This is a genomic window from Streptomyces sp. NPDC058145 (genome assembly GCF_042884245.1).
Classification (GTDB): Bacteria; Actinomycetota; Actinomycetes; order Streptomycetales; family Streptomycetaceae; genus Streptomyces.
Map to the genome: position 1 here is coordinate 125,770 of NZ_JBHVUH010000008.1, position 14,325 is coordinate 140,094.

Annotated in this window: 11 protein-coding genes; 9 read left to right on the plus strand and 2 right to left on the minus strand. The window is 71.3% G+C overall.

Translation table 11 applies throughout. The annotated features are described in order from the left end of the window. The first annotated feature begins 112 nt into the window (after positions 1-112). Positions 113-694, plus strand: coding sequence for a hypothetical protein (locus tag ACFVVO_RS19510; RefSeq protein WP_390056456.1), 582 nt, complete (start codon positions 113-115; stop codon positions 692-694). 114 nt (positions 695-808) lie between these two features. Here the strand turns inward: ACFVVO_RS19510 and ACFVVO_RS19515 are convergent, their stop codons facing one another. After that, a complete protein-coding gene (locus ACFVVO_RS19515; protein WP_359547209.1) occupies positions 809-1,111 on the minus strand; it encodes a ferredoxin in 303 nt (100 codons plus the stop codon). 516 nt (positions 1,112-1,627) lie between these two features. Here ACFVVO_RS19515 and arc point away from each other — a divergent pair. From arc to ACFVVO_RS19555, 8 genes are all read left to right on the plus strand, one after another. Continuing rightward, positions 1,628-3,394: a proteasome ATPase gene (gene arc, locus ACFVVO_RS19520; protein ID WP_390056458.1), complete on the plus strand. Its 1,767-nt coding sequence runs from the start codon at positions 1,628-1,630 to the stop codon at positions 3,392-3,394. Positions 3,395-3,626: 232 nt separating this feature from the next. Beyond that, on the plus strand, positions 3,627-5,138 hold the full coding sequence (gene dop / locus ACFVVO_RS19525; protein ID WP_390056460.1) for a depupylase/deamidase Dop: 1,512 nt from the start codon (positions 3,627-3,629) through the stop codon (positions 5,136-5,138). Between the two features lie 199 nt (positions 5,139-5,337). Continuing rightward, positions 5,338-5,556 carry a ubiquitin-like protein Pup gene (locus ACFVVO_RS19530; RefSeq protein WP_058079921.1) on the plus strand — a complete coding sequence of 73 codons (219 nt, stop codon included), beginning with the start codon at positions 5,338-5,340 and terminating at the stop codon, positions 5,554-5,556. Between the two features lie 42 nt (positions 5,557-5,598). Continuing rightward, complete coding sequence (locus tag ACFVVO_RS19535; protein WP_390056462.1) at positions 5,599-6,192, plus strand: endonuclease VII domain-containing protein; 594 nt, start codon at positions 5,599-5,601, stop codon at positions 6,190-6,192. Next, positions 6,144-6,989, plus strand: a complete 846-nt coding sequence (prcB, locus tag ACFVVO_RS19540; protein ID WP_390056464.1) for a proteasome subunit beta — start codon at positions 6,144-6,146, stop codon at positions 6,987-6,989. The genes ACFVVO_RS19535 and prcB overlap by 49 nt, the downstream gene beginning before the upstream one ends. A 60-nt stretch (positions 6,990-7,049) precedes the next feature. Further along, positions 7,050-7,793, plus strand: a complete 744-nt coding sequence (gene prcA / locus ACFVVO_RS19545; RefSeq protein WP_390056466.1) for a proteasome subunit alpha — start codon at positions 7,050-7,052, stop codon at positions 7,791-7,793. Between the two features lie 227 nt (positions 7,794-8,020). Further along, the gene (locus ACFVVO_RS19550; protein ID WP_390056468.1) at positions 8,021-8,575 is read left to right on the plus strand and encodes a hypothetical protein; all 555 of its coding nucleotides are present in this window, start codon (positions 8,021-8,023) and stop codon (positions 8,573-8,575) included. A gap of 9 nt (positions 8,576-8,584) precedes the next feature. Then, entirely contained in the window at positions 8,585-12,892 is a 4,308-nt protein-coding gene (locus tag ACFVVO_RS19555) for an HAD-IC family P-type ATPase (RefSeq protein ID WP_390056470.1), read from the plus strand. Between the two features lie 396 nt (positions 12,893-13,288). On the opposite strand, the gene ACFVVO_RS19560 is transcribed toward ACFVVO_RS19555, so the two are convergent. Then, entirely contained in the window at positions 13,289-14,311 is a 1,023-nt protein-coding gene (locus ACFVVO_RS19560) for a LacI family DNA-binding transcriptional regulator (protein WP_390056472.1), read from the minus strand. Positions 14,312-14,325: the final 14 nt, after the last annotated feature.

Below are 14,325 nucleotides of genomic sequence, written 5' to 3' on the forward strand. Positions count from 1 at the left end.
ACACCTCGCCCGCGAGAATCCCGTACCGACCCCGCCGTTCCCACGCACTGTGACGTGTGGCACCATGCTGGCCACCCCCCCACCGGCACAGCCCTCACAGGAGACACTCCTAGTGCAGCCATCCGCCGTTCCGGAGCTCGCCCACACGCACACCCGGCCCATCCACTGGGTCGCCACCGCCACCGCGATAGCCGGCGTCGTCGCCCTGTCCTCCGCCGTACAGCCCGGATCGGCCACGGCCGCCCAGTCCACCACGAGCACCGAGGCCAAGACCGCCCCCGCGGCCGCCGCACCACCCGGCACCAGCGGCGTGCACTTCCCGCTCACCTGCGGGCCCGTGAAAGCGGTCGTGGTCAAGAAGGTCACCGGCGACCTGGACGGCGACGGCGCACCGGAAACCGTCGCGGTCGTGCACTGCGACGCCCCCATGGGCACCCCGCCCGACGGCGTCTACGTCCTCACCCGGGGCACCGCCGGCGGCACCGCCCGCGTGGTCGCCACCCTCGTCGACCCCAAGGACCGGCGCACCGTCACCGACTTCGCCTTCGACGCCGGCACCGTCACCGCCACCCTGCTCGGCTACTCCTCGGCCGACATACCCAGTTGCTGCCCCGACCTGAAAACCCCCACCAGTTGGCACTGGAACGGAAAGGCGTTCATCCGCTCCACACCCACCGCGGCCCACAGCGTGTGACACACCCCGGCCGCACCCCCCACGCGCACACCTGACCCGAACACGCCGCACGCGCGCGACCCGCCCGAAGACGACTCACGCGCGCGCACGCCAAAGCCGGTCACCGGCCGGGCCTCACTCCGCGTCCGGACCGTGGACCTCGACCTTGTCCAGAACCCGGCGCACATGGATGCACTCCCCGGGACACTCCTTCGCCGAGTCCACCACATCCGTGAGCAGCGGCAGCGGCACCGGCACCGTGGCGCCCTCGGCCTGCAGCAGCTCGTCGTCCGCGCCCTTCACGTAGGCCAGCCCGTCGATGTCCAGCTCGAACACCTCGGGCGCGTACTGGGCGCAGATCCCGTCGCCGGTACACAGAGCCTGGTCGATCCAGACCTCCAGCGCCTCGCCGTCCGGGGCCTCCTGCTGCACGGTCACCTCTCCTGCCGTCGAATCGCCGGACGGCACCCCCGGCCCGACGGCCAGCGAGGTCCGCACCAGCGGCTGTTGAACACCCCGACCCTACCCCCGCCCGCATACCCTCCCGATTCCACGGGTATCGGGTTTCCCTCGACGGGCCCTCGGGTACGAGCGCCCGACCGGGAAAGGGAGCCCCGGAACCGGGCGAACACTTCCAGCCGCCCCGACGATGACCACGACCGACCCAACCGTCGCTCTGCGTGATGACCGCACGAGCGCACCGAAGCATGCCCCGGAACCGGCCGACCGGCCCGGAACGGACAACTCCGGCCACTCACGCCGGGTATTGACCACCACGGACCAGGAACAAGCGGCTTCCGAATCACGTTGAGTGGGTATCCCCTCCGTGCGAGAGGGAGCGCACCGGGTGACCGACGACACACCTTGACAGTCTTTGTGATCTAGGGGTTTCAATCGACACCCACCCAGGTAGGGTCTGGAAGCGTCCAGCTCCCCTTGGAGGAGGTGAGGACCGTGGCAGCCCACGACGACGACATGAACCGCGGCATCCGCCCGGGACGAGGGTCCGACGACCCCGCCGGGCAGATCGCCTACCTTGAGCAGGAGATCGCCGTCCTGCGACGCAAGCTCGCCGACTCTCCGCGGCACACGAGGATTCTCGAAGAGCGGATCGTCGAGTTGCAGACCAACCTGGCCGGCGTCTCCGCCCAGAACGAGCGCCTGGCCAACACACTCCGCGAAGCCCGCGACCAGATCGTGGCCCTCAAGGAAGAGGTCGACCGGCTCGCCCAGCCGCCCGCCGGCTTCGGCGTCTTCCTGCAGGCCAACGAGGACGGCACCGCGGACATCTTCACCGGCGGCCGCAAGCTCCGCGTGAACGTCAGCCCGAGCGTCGAACTCGACGACCTCAGGCGCGGCCAGGAGGTCATGCTCAACGAGGCGCTCAACGTGGTCGACGTCATGGAGTTCGAGCGCGTCGGCGACATCGTCACCCTCAAGGAGATCCTCGAGGACGGCGAGCGCGCCCTCGTCCTCGGGCACACCGACGAAGAACGAGTGGTACGGCTCGCCGAACCCCTCCTCGACGTCACCATCCGCCCGGGCGACGCCCTCCTGCTCGAACCCCGCTCCGGCTACGTCTACGAGGTCGTCCCCAAGAGCGAGGTCGAGGAGCTCGTCCTCGAAGAAGTCCCCGACATCGGCTACGAACAGATCGGCGGCCTCGGCAACCAGATCGAGGCGATCCGCGACGCCGTCGAGTTGCCCTACCTCTACCCCGACCTCTTCAAGGAGCACGAGCTGCGCCCGCCCAAGGGCGTCCTGCTCTACGGGCCGCCCGGATGCGGCAAGACGCTCATCGCCAAGGCCGTCGCCAACTCGCTCGCCAAGAAGGTGGCCGAGGTCACCGGACAGGCCGCCGGCAAGAGCTTCTTCCTCAACATCAAGGGCCCCGAGCTCCTCAACAAGTACGTCGGCGAAACCGAGCGGCAGATCCGCCTCGTCTTCCAGCGAGCCCGCGAGAAGGCCAGCGAGGGCACCCCCGTCATCGTCTTCTTCGACGAGATGGAATCCCTCTTCCGCACCCGCGGCTCCGGCGTCAGCTCCGACGTGGAGAACACCATCGTCCCGCAGCTCCTCGCCGAGATCGACGGCGTGGAAGGCCTGCAGAACGTGGTCGTCATCGGCGCCTCCAACCGCGAGGACATGATCGACCCCGCCATCCTGCGCCCCGGCCGCCTGGACGTGAAGATCAAGATCGAGCGGCCCGACGCCGAGGCCGCCAAGGACATCTTCGGCAAGTACCTCACCGAGCGCCTCCCGCTCCACGCGGACGACCTCGGAGAGCACGAGGGCGACAAGGTCACCACCGTCCAGAGCATGATCCAGACGGCGGTCGAGCACATGTACGCCGAAACCGAGGAGAACCGCTTCCTGGAAGTCACCTACGCCAACGGCGACAAGGAAGTCCTCTATTTCAAGGACTTCAACTCCGGCGCCATGATCGAGAACATCGTCGGCCGCGCCAAGAAAATGGCGATCAAGGACTTCCTCGAGAAGAGCCAGAAGGGCCTCCGCGTCTCCCACATCCTCCAGGCCTGCGTGGACGAGTTCAAGGAGAACGAGGACCTGCCCAACACCACCAACCCGGACGACTGGGCCCGCATCTCCGGAAAGAAGGGCGAACGGATCGTCTACATCCGCACCCTCATCACCGGAAAGCAGGGCGCCGACACCGGACGCTCCATCGACACGGTGGCGAACACCGGTCAGTACCTGTAAAACCAGGGCGGCTGCGGGTGCCCACCACGGGTACCCGCAGCCGACTGCTTTTCAGGCCACGACCGGAGCAGCCAATGACGCAAATGATCTCCCCACCAGCGCAAAGGCGTTCTAGGCTCTTTCCTACCGCCGAGTCGCACAGTGCTGGGACGGGCACCGCACACGCACCGGAGCGCCGGCGGTACGCGAGCGGCACCCACGACCGAGGGTGCCGCCGGGCAAGGAGGGCCGCATGACCGTACGGCGAGTAATGGGCATCGAGACGGAGTACGGGATCTCCGTCCCCGGCCACCCCAACGCCAATGCCATGCTCACCTCATCCCAGATCGTCAACGCGTACGCCGCGGCGATGCACCGGGCCCGCCGGGCCCGCTGGGACTTCGAGGAGGAAAACCCGCTGCGGGACGCCCGGGGCTTCGACCTCGCCCGCGATGCCGCCGACTCCAGCCAGCTCACCGACGAGGACATCGGCCTCGCCAACGTCATCCTCACCAACGGTGCGCGCCTCTACGTCGACCACGCCCACCCCGAATACAGCGCCCCCGAAGTCACCAACCCACGCGACGCCGTCCTCTGGGACAAGGCCGGCGAACGCATCATGGCCGAGGCGGCCGAACGGGCCGCACAGCTCCCCGGCGCCCAGCCCATCCACCTCTACAAGAACAACACCGACAACAAGGGCGCCTCCTACGGCACGCACGAGAACTACCTGATGAAGCGGGAAACCCCGTTCTCGGACATCGTGCGCCACCTCACGCCCTTCTTCGTCTCCCGCCAGGTCTTCACCGGAGCCGGCCGCGTCGGCATCGGCCAGGACGGCCACGAACACGGCTTCCAGCTCAGCCAACGCGCCGACTACTTCGAGGTCGAGGTCGGCCTGGAGACCACGCTGAAGCGGCCCATCATCAACACCCGCGACGAACCGCACGCCGACGCGGAGAAGTACCGCCGCCTGCACGTCATCATCGGCGACGCCAACCTCTCCGAGATCTCCACCTACCTCAAGCTGGGCACGACCTCCCTGGTCCTGTCCATGATCGAGGACGGCTTCATCGCGGTCGACCTGGCCGTCGACCAGCCCGTACGGACCCTCCACCAGGTCTCCCACGACCCCGGCCTCAAGCGCCTCGTCACCCTCCGCAGCGGCCGCACGCTCACCGCGGTCCAACTGCAGATGGAGTACTACGAGCTGTCCCGCAAGTACGTCGAGGAACGCTTCGGAGCCGACGCCGACGACCAGACCATGGACGTCCTCTCCCGCTGGGAGGACACCCTCAACCGGCTCGAGAACGACCCGATGAGCCTGGCCGGCGAACTCGACTGGGTCGCCAAGCGCGAACTCATGGAGGGCTACCGCCGCCGCGACGGCCTCGACTGGGACGCCGCCAAGCTCCACCTCCTCGACCTCCAGTACGCCGACGTACGCGCCGAGAAGGGCCTCTACAACCGTCTCGCGGCCCGCGGACGCATGAAGCGCCTCCTGGACGAGACCGAGGTCGACAAGGCCCGCACGACGCCGCCGGAGGACACCCGCGCCTACTTCCGCGGCCGCTGCCTCGAGCAGTACGCCGACGACGTGGCCGCGGCGAGCTGGGACTCGGTCATCTTCGACCTGCCGGGCCGGGATTCGCTGCAGCGCGTTCCAACCCTCGAACCGCTTCGCGGAACGCGAAATCACGTCAAGGAGCTGCTGGACCGTTGCCGCACGGCGGAAGACCTGGTCAGGGTCCTGTCCGGCGGCTGAGCGGGATCCGCGGGGTACGCGGACCCGCCCGGGCGGCCGGGGTGGAAACCCCACCGTCCGGGAATCATCGAGATGGCCCCCGTACGTTGCCGAAACTGCGGGGCCGATGTCGGACCGGGCTTGTAGGGTCTGATCATCACCGATCGGCAGGAATGCCGACCCGTCGACCATGTCGGGCGAACAGAGCGGGGTGAGGGATATGGCAACCAAGGACACCGGCGGCGGCCAGCAGAAGGCCACGCGCTCCACCGAGGAGGTCGAGGAGCAGGCGCAGGACGCGCAGGGCTCCGAGGACCTCAAGGAGCGGCACGAGAAGCTGAGCGACGACGTGGACTCCGTCCTGGACGAGATCGACGATGTCTTGGAGGAGAACGCAGAGGATTTCGTTCGGTCCTTCGTTCAAAAGGGTGGACAGTAGCCCCATTTTTCCTTCGAATTGAAGGTAGCGGGGGAGCCGAGGTTGGGGAGCGAAGAAAGCGTAAAGCGCTGCTCGCGGTGTAAGGAGCACAAGCCGCGGGCAGCGTTCGCGCAGAACAAGGCGATGCGTGACGGGCTGCAGGCCTACTGCAGAGAGTGCGCCGCCGAGTATCACCAACAGCGTCAGGTGGCCAAAGGGCGCGGTGTTCGGCCGAGGGTCGCTGTGCCGGCAGGGCACAAGTTCTGCCGTACGTGCGGTGAGATCAAGCCTCACAGCGACTGGACGCGGAATCGCAGCGCCTCGGACGGCTTGGCAACCCTCTGCAAGGCCTGCAAGGCGGCGCAGGGACGAGCACAGCACCTGAAGCGCAACTATGGCCTCACAGAGGCCGAGCGTGATGCGATGGTCGCCACCCAGCGAGGGCTCTGTGCGATCTGTTTGGACGCTCCGGCCATGCATGTGGATCACTGCCATGGGACGGGTAGGGTCCGTGGCGTACTGTGCTTCAGCTGCAATGCCGCACTGGGGCAGTTCAAGGATCAGCCCGAGGTCATAAGGCGGGCTGCAGCATACGTGGAAGGAAACGTGTGGAAGCCAACACTCGTAGCACCGGGCGTCTACCAGCTGCCTTCCTGACGCCTGGGTCCTCCTCCTTCATGGACTTCCTCTCCGAGCACCAGCCGGAGCTGCTGCCCGGCAAGCGGCAGCTGCCGCCCACCCAGGGTGTGATCGAGGCACCGCACGGGACGACGATCGTCGCCGTCACGTTCCCCGGAGGCGTCGTGCTCGCCGGTGACCGCCGGGCCACCATGGGCAACATGATCGCCCAGCGCGACATCGAGAAGGTGTTCCCGGCGGACGAGTACTCGGCCGTCGGCATCGCCGGCACCGCCGGTCTCGCCGTGGAGATGGTGAAGCTCTTCCAGCTGGAGCTGGAGCACTTCGAGAAGGTCGAGGGTGCGCAGCTCTCGCTGGAGGGCAAGGCGAACCGGCTGTCGACGATGATCCGGTCCAACCTCGGTATGGCGATGCAGGGGCTGGCCGTGGTGCCGCTGTTCGCCGGGTACGACGTGGACCGGGAGCGGGGGCGGATCTTCTCGTACGACGTGACGGGCGGCCGTTCCGAGGAGCACAACTTCGCGGCGACGGGTTCGGGTTCGATCTTCGCGCGTGGTGCGATGAAGAAGCTGTACCGGGAGGACCTGTCCGAGGAGCAGGCCACGACGCTGGTGGTCCAGGCTCTGTACGACGCGGCTGACGACGACTCGGCGACCGGTGGTCCCGATGTCGCCCGCCGGATCTATCCGATCATCACCGTGATCACCGAGGACGGTTTCCGTCGGCTCACCGAGGACGAGGCCTCGGGGCTGTCCCGTGCGGTGCTCCAGCGGCGTCTGGAGGAGCCGGACGGTCCGAAGGCCGCTCTGCTCTGAGTGTGGGCCGGCTGTTTTCGAGGTGATCCAGTGACCATGACAGAAAGGGACGGATAACCGGTGTCGACGCCGTTCTATGTCTCACCCCAGCAGGCGATGGCCGACCGGGCGGAGTACGCCCGGAAGGGCATCGCGCGTGGCCGCAGCCTGGTGGTCATGCAGTATGCCGATGGCATCGTGTTCGTCGGCGAGAATCCGTCCCGTGCGCTGCACAAGTTCAGCGAGATCTATGACCGGATCGGTTTCGCGGCCGCCGGCAAGTACAACGAGTACGAGAATCTGCGGATCGGTGGTGTGCGGTACGCGGATCTTCGTGGCTACACCTATGACCGTGACGATGTGACGGCCCGGGGTCTGGCGAACGTGTACGCGCAGACGCTGGGCACGATCTTCTCTTCGGCGGCGGAGAAGCCGTACGAGGTGGAGCTGGTCGTGGCCGAGGTCGGGGCGACGCCCGAGGGTGACCAGATCTACCGGCTGCCGCATGACGGTTCCATCGTGGACGAGCACGGCTCGGTGGCGGTGGGTGGCAACGCGGAGCAGATCAGCGGTTTCCTGGATCAGCGTCATCGTGACGGCATGTCGTTGGCCGAGGCGTTGAAGCTGGCCGTGCAGGCGCTGTCCCGTGACACCAATGGCAGTGAGCGGGAGATTCCGGCGGAGCGTCTGGAGGTCGCGCTGCTGGATCGTACGCGTCCGCAGGCGCGCAAGTTCAGGCGGATCGTGGGCCGTCAGCTGTCGCGCCTTCTGGAGGCGGACGGTGCGGCCACGGAGGCGGAGAGCTCCGAGGAGGAAGAGGAGTAGGCCCGTCCGCGGCGGCTTCGCCGCGACCTTCACCCCTGTCGTGCCCCGGCCGTTTCGGCCGGGGCACGGTGCGTTCCGCGGTCGGCCGGGGGCTGTTCCGCGTGCGGCTCGCGCCGGGGAACCGGAACCTGGAGGTGTGGGCGGTGTTCGCCGCTGACCTGTGGGATGACCGGCCGTGTCGGGGAACTCGGAGGGGCACGGCAGGACTGTGCGGAGGTGGAGGAGTCATGGCGGAGCAGAGGTCGTCCTCGGTGCTCACCGCACCGGTGCGGGGCGCGGCCTCGGTGCTGGGGCGGTTGCCCGGTGCCGGGATGGTGAGCAGGGTCGCGGAGGGCACGCTGAACAAGGTGGGCGCGGTGTCGCCGAGGAGCCGGCGGCTGGCGGTGTACACGGGGGCCGGGGTGCTGGGGGTGGCGGGGGTGGTGGAGTGGCCGGTGGCGTTGACGGGCGCGGCGGTGGCGTGGCTGACCCAGCCGCGGCCCGGCGTCGGGGCCGCTGGCCGGGCGGAGGCCGGGGTGGGGCGACTCGGTGCGCCGGTGGAGGACGGTGAGCCGGTGGAGCGTGCGGACGTGGTGGACGTGCCGGACGAGCCGGTGGGGGCCGAGCCGGACGACGAGGCGATGGCGTGGGCGGCGACGCATCGGACGGCGCCGGCCGTGGAGCGGCCGGGGCAGCGGCACGGTGGGTCCGGTGAGCACGGCGGCTCTGCCGCGCACAGTGGGCATGGCGCGCATGGTGGGCGTCTTGGGCCCACGGCGCGGCCGGGCCGTACGACGCGCTGAGGACGTCCGATGGTGTTCTCCTTGCTGACGGTTCCGTCGGCCGCCGCCCGGCTGGTGCCGGCGGCGCCGCGGTTGCTGGCGCGGGTGGCCGTTCCGGTGGTGGGTGCGGCGGCGGGGGCGGTGGCGGGTACGGCGCGTGCCGGGGTGCGTGGCGCGGACGCCGCGGTGCGGGTGGCCCGGGTCGCGGGTAACGCGCTGCCGGGTGGTGCGGGACGGTGGCGTGCGGGTGCCCGGCAGCATGTGGCGTTGCGGCCGGCGGATGAGGAGGCGGCACGGCACGGCACGGAGCGTCTGGGGCGTCGGGTGGCCGCCGCGGTGGCGGAGCACCCTGATGTGCTGCTGGCCTACTGGGACGGGGGGTTGGCCCGGTTGGTGGTGACGGCGGTCGAGGACGGGCTGACGGACCGGGTGCTTGACCATGTGGCGGATGTGGCGGCGCGCCATGGTCTGGAGCTGGGTGGCGATCCGGAGGAGTTGTCGCATCCGGCGGATCCGGTGGCGGTGCGGGTCGCGGCGGCGGCGCTCGCGGCCGACGTGGTGGGTGCGGGTGCGGCGTTGGCGGCGTATGCGTGGCGGTTGCCGCCGTCGCCCCGGACGGTGACGGCGGCGGTCACGCTTCTGCGGGAGAACCCTCGGGTGCGTGCGGTGTTGCGCCGGCGGCTGGGCGGGCCGGGCATGGATCTGGTGCTGGCGGGTGCGAACGCGGTGGCGCACGGGGCGGGGCAGAGTCCGGCTTCGCTGGTGCTGGACGGGGCGTTGCGGGGGTGTCAGCTGGCGGAGGCGGTGGCGCAGGCTGCCGCGTTCGACACGGTGCATGACGAGTTGTGTGCTCCGGAGCGGGTGAGTGTGGGTGGCCGGGGGTGGGAGCGGCCGCCGTTGCGGGCGACTCCGGCGCAGGAGTACGCGGCCCATGCGGCGGCGGGAAGTGTGATCGGCGCGCTGGCGACGTTGCTGGTGAAGCATGACGGTGCGGAGGCGGCGGAGGCGGTGCTCGCCGGTTCGCCGAAGGCGGCGCGGTACGGTCCGGCGGTTTTCCATGCCGTGCTGGGTGGTGCGCTGGCGCGGGTGGGGGCGCTGGTGCGGGCGCCGGAGCGGTTGTGGCAGCTGGAGCTGGCAGGGACGGTGGTGCTGCATCCGAGTGCGCTGCGTGCGGCGGACGGCTCGGTGGATCCGTGGACGGAGCCGGTGCTGGACGCGGCGCGGCGGGCGGGGCTGCGGGTCGTGGTGGTGGACGACCCGGTGCTGGAGGATTTCGCGGGTCTGGCGGATGTGGTGGTGGACGCGCGGCGGCCGCTGGACGACGTGGTGTGCGAGATGCGCGGTGACGGGGGGACCGTGATCACGGTCGCCCGGCTGGGTTCGGCGGACGACGGTGAGGTGCTTGCGGGGTTGCGGGCCGGTGATCTGGCGGTGGCCCTGGTGGACGGGGACGGCGCGGTGGTGTGGGGTGCGGATGTGCTGGCCCGGCGTGGTCTGCCGGATGTGTGGCGGGTGCTGACGGCGGTTCCGGCGGCGCGTGCGGTGAGTGGTCGGTCGCAGACGCTGGCGCGGTCGGGTGCCGCGCTTTCGGGGCTGTTGGTGGCGGTGGGGGAGTCCAGGGGTGGGCGTGGGCGGCTGGCGGTGCTGCCGGGGATGCGGCATGTGCCGGTGGACGTGGCGGCGGCGGGTGCGCTGTTCTCGGGGGTGCGGGCTGGGCTGGCGGTGGCGGCGGCTTCGGCTCCGCGTCCGCGTCCGCGGGTGCACTGGCATGAGCTGGACGCGGAGGAGGCGCGGGAGCGGCTGGGCCGGGAGCCGGCTGCCGAGGTGAGCGGGCTGGGCCGGGTGACGGCCGGGGTGCGTGGGGCCGCGGGTGCGGTGGCCGGGCATCCGGCGGTGGGTCCGGTGCGCTGGAGTGTGCGGCTGGGCCGGGCGGTCAGCGGTGAGCTGCATGATCCGCTGACCCCGGTGCTGGCGGTGGGTTCGGCGGCGTCGGCGATTTTGGGTTCGGTGGTGGACGCGCTGCTGGTGGTGGGGGCGCTGGATCTGAACGCGCTGGTGGGTGGTGTGCAGCGGTTGCGTGCGGAGCGGGCGTTGTCGGGGCTGCTGGCGGATCAGCAGCGGAAGGCGCGGGTGGCGCCGTCGGACGAGGAGGCGCCGGCGGGTGGTACGCGCACGGTGGACGCGGGTGGGCTGCGGCCCGGGGATGTGATCGAACTGGCCGGGGACGACGTGGTGCCGGCGGATGCCCGGTTGTTGTGGGAGGAGGGTCTGGAGGTCGACGAGTCGGCGTTGACGGGGGAGTCGCTGCCGGTCCAGAAGCAGACGGACCGGACGCCGCACGCGGTGGTGGCCGACCGGCGGTGCATGGTGTTCGAGGGGACGACGGTGGTGGCGGGGACGGCCCGGGCCGTGGTGGTGGACACCGGTGACCGTACGGAGGCGGCGCGGGCGGTTCATCTGGCCGCTCGTACGCCGCCGGCGGGCGGGGTGCAGGCGAGGCTGCAGGCGCTGACGCGCCAGGCGCTGCCCTGGACGCTGGGGGGCGGGGCGGCGGTGACGGGTCTGGCGTTGCTGCGGGGGACGCCGGTCCGGGATGCGGTCAGTGGCGGGGTGGCGGTCGCCGTGGCGGCGGTGCCGGAGGGGTTGCCGCTGGTGGCGACGGTGGCGCAGTTGGCGGCGGCGCGGCGGCTGAGCCGTGACGGGGTGCTGGTGCGTACGCCGCGCACGCTGGAGGCGCTGGGGCGGATGGACACCGTCTGTTTCGACAAGACGGGCACGCTGACGGAGAACCGGCTGCGGCTGGTGCGGGTGTGGGACGCCGGGGGTCGGGTGTGCGCCGCGGACGAGGTGGCGGCGGCGGAGACGGTGCGGTCGGCGGCGCGTGCGTGTCCGCGGCTGAACGGGGGGTCGGAGCGGCCGGTGCACGCGACGGACGAGGCGGTGCTGGACGCGGCCGGGGACGATCCGGGGTGGACCCAGTTGGAGGGGCGGCTGTTCGAGGCCGCTCGCGGGTATGCGGCGGCGGTCGGCCGGACGGGCGACGGGGCGCGGGTGCTGGTGGTGAAGGGGGCTCCGGAGACGGTGCTCCCGGCCTGCCGGGATCTGCCGTCGCACGCCTGGGAGGGTGCGCATGTGCTGGCGGGTGACGGGCTGCGGGTGCTGGCGGTGGCCGAACGCCGGCTGGCGGAGGGCGAGGAGGCGGCCGGGGTGCTCGAGGAGCCGCTGCGGGAGCTGGGTTTCACGGGTCTGCTGGCGCTCTCGGATGTGCCGCGGGGGACGTCGACGGCGTTGGTGCGGGGTCTGTACGAGGCCGGGGTGCGGCCGGTGATGCTGACCGGGGACCATCCGCAGACGGCCCGGGCGATCGCCCGGGAGCTGGGGTGGCCGGAGGAACCGGTGGTGGTGACGGGGGACGAGCTGGGTGCGGCGGACCGTTCGGGGCGGGCCCGGATGCTGCGGGACGCGGGTGTGGTGGCACGGGTGGCTCCGGAGCAGAAGCTCCAGGTGGTGGAGGCGTTGCGGGATGCGGGCCGGGTGGTGGGGATGGTGGGTGACGGTGCCAACGACGCGGCGGCGATCCGGGCGGCCGACATCGGTGTGGGGATCAACACCCGGGGTTCGGCGGCGGCGCGCAACGCCGCGGACATCGTGCTGACGGACGACGATCTGACGGTGCTGATCGACGCGGTCGTCGAGGGGCGTGCGCTGTGGCACAGCGTGGCCGACGCGATCGCGATCCTGATCGGCGGCAACGCCGGTGAGGTGGGTTTCGGTCTGCTGGGCACGCTGGTGTCGGGCCGGGCGCCGTTGTCGACGCGGCAGATGCTGCTGGTGAACCTGTTCACGGATCTGTTCCCGGCGATGGCGGTGGCGGTGACGCCGAAGGCCGGGGCGGAGGCCGCGGAGCGGTCGGGGCCGCGGTCGCCGGAGGACGCGGCGGGCGGCGTGCTGGGGGAGCCGTTGATCCGTCTGATCCGGCATCGGGCGCTGACCACGTGCCTGGGGGCGATGACGGCGTGGCTGATCGGCCGTTTCACGCCGGGTACGGCACGCCGTTCGAGCACGATGGCGCTCTGCGGGGTGGTCGGCACCCAGCTGGCGCAGACGTTGCTGGACCGCCGGGACAGCCCGCTGGTGCGGGTGACGTCGCTGGGTTCGGCGGCGGCCCTGGTCGCCCTGATCCAGGTGCCGGTGGTGAGCCGGGCGGTCGGCTGCACCCCGCTGGGGCCGGTGGGCTGGGCCGGAGTGGTGGCGGGCATCGCGGTGGCGCTGGCGGGGCAGCGGGTGCTGCCACGGCTGGAGGAGACGGTGACCCGTCTGCTGCCCACCGCCGGCTAGGGCCTGGCGGGGCGGTGGGTGGTGCGGGGCTGTGGGGCACGCGTTGGGATCGGCGGGGTGGGTGCGGGGTGGCGAACCCACGCTCGGGTCGGCGGGGCGGTGCGGGGCTCGTGAGGCCGCGTTGGGGTCGGCAGGGCGGTACGGCGGGCCGTGCAGGCGTGCCAGGGCCGGGTGGGGTGTTGCCGGGGGCCGTGGAGCCGCGCTAGGGCCTGTCGTCAAATTCCCGTCGTCGCCCGAAGGGCGGCCCTGCGGCGTCTGGTGCGTGCTCTCGGCGTGCCGGGCGGAAGTCCTCGTACTGGACGTACTTGGGCTTTCGCCCGGCGCGGCGAGTGGGGGTGCCCCCTCTGGGGGAGCGTGCCAGGCGTCGCGGGGCAGACGGGAATTTGACGACAGGCCCTAGGCCCGGTGGGGTGCTGCCGGGGCCGTGGAGCCGCGTACGACGAGTTCGACGGGGATGTCCCCGCCGGGCGGTTCCCGGCCGTCCAGGACGGCGAGCAGGGCTTCCATGCCGCGTTGCCCGAACAGTTCGGCGTCGAGCCGGACGGTGGTGAGTTCGGGGTCGAGCGCGGTGGCGAGGGCCAGGTCGTCCAGGCCGGTGACGGACACGTCGTCGGGGACGCGCAGGCCCAGGCGGCGCAGGGCCTTGTAGGCCCCGGCGGCCAGTTTGTCGTCGTCGCACACCACGGCGGTCGGACGGGGGCCGGAGGCGGCCAGCGCGGCCTCGGTGGCGGTGCGGGCGCCGTCGATGGAGATCGGTGCGGGGGCGGTCCGGATCTCCGTGCCGGGTACGGCGGCGAGGCGGGCGGCGAGTTCCCGGGCGCGCATCTCGAAGGTCCAGGAAGGCACGTCGGCGGCGAGGTGCAGGAAGTGGCGGTGGCCGAGGGCCAGCAGGTGTTCGGCGACCTGCCGTACGCCGTCGGCGATGTCGAGGTTCACGGTGGCGGCGCCGAGGCTGCCGTCCGGGTCGCTGTCGAGCATGACGAGGGGGAGCTGGTCGCCGCGGATGGCGGTGAGGGCGTCGGCGGCCATGGAGGAGGCGATGACGCCGTCCAGGGCGGACTGTGCGGAGGCGAAGGGGTCGCGGGCGGGGCCGATGCCCTCGGGGGAGGGGTACAGCACGACGCCCAAGCCGTGCCGGGCGGCGACGCGCGCGGCGCCGGTGTAGACGCCCGCGAAGAACTCGGTGGTGAGCGCGGGGACGACGAGCAGGACGGTACGGGTGCGGCCGAGGCGCAGGTTTCGGGCGGCGAGGTTGGGCCGGTAGCCGAGGTCGCGGGCGGCTTCCCGGACCCGGTCGGCGGTGGCCGCGGAGACCCGGCCGCGCCATTTGTCGCCGAGCACGAGGGAGACGGCCGCCTGGGAGACCCCGGCCGCCTGTGCGACGTCACGGCTGGTCGGGCGGGCGCTGCTGGGTGCCACCGCGGGGCTGCTCC

Excerpts from the sequence above, each read along its gene's own strand:
- ACFVVO_RS19550 (WP_390056468.1), top strand. The coding sequence starts at position 8,021 with ATGGCGGAGCAGAGGTCGTCCTCGGTGCTCACCGCACCGGTGCGGGGC.
- ACFVVO_RS19530 (WP_058079921.1), top strand. The coding sequence starts at position 5,338 with ATGGCAACCAAGGACACCGGCGGCGGCCAGCAGAAGGCCACGCGCTCC.
- ACFVVO_RS19555 (WP_390056470.1), top strand. The coding sequence starts at position 8,585 with ATGGTGTTCTCCTTGCTGACGGTTCCGTCGGCCGCCGCCCGGCTGGTG.
- dop (WP_390056460.1), top strand. The coding sequence starts at position 3,627 with ATGACCGTACGGCGAGTAATGGGCATCGAGACGGAGTACGGGATCTCC.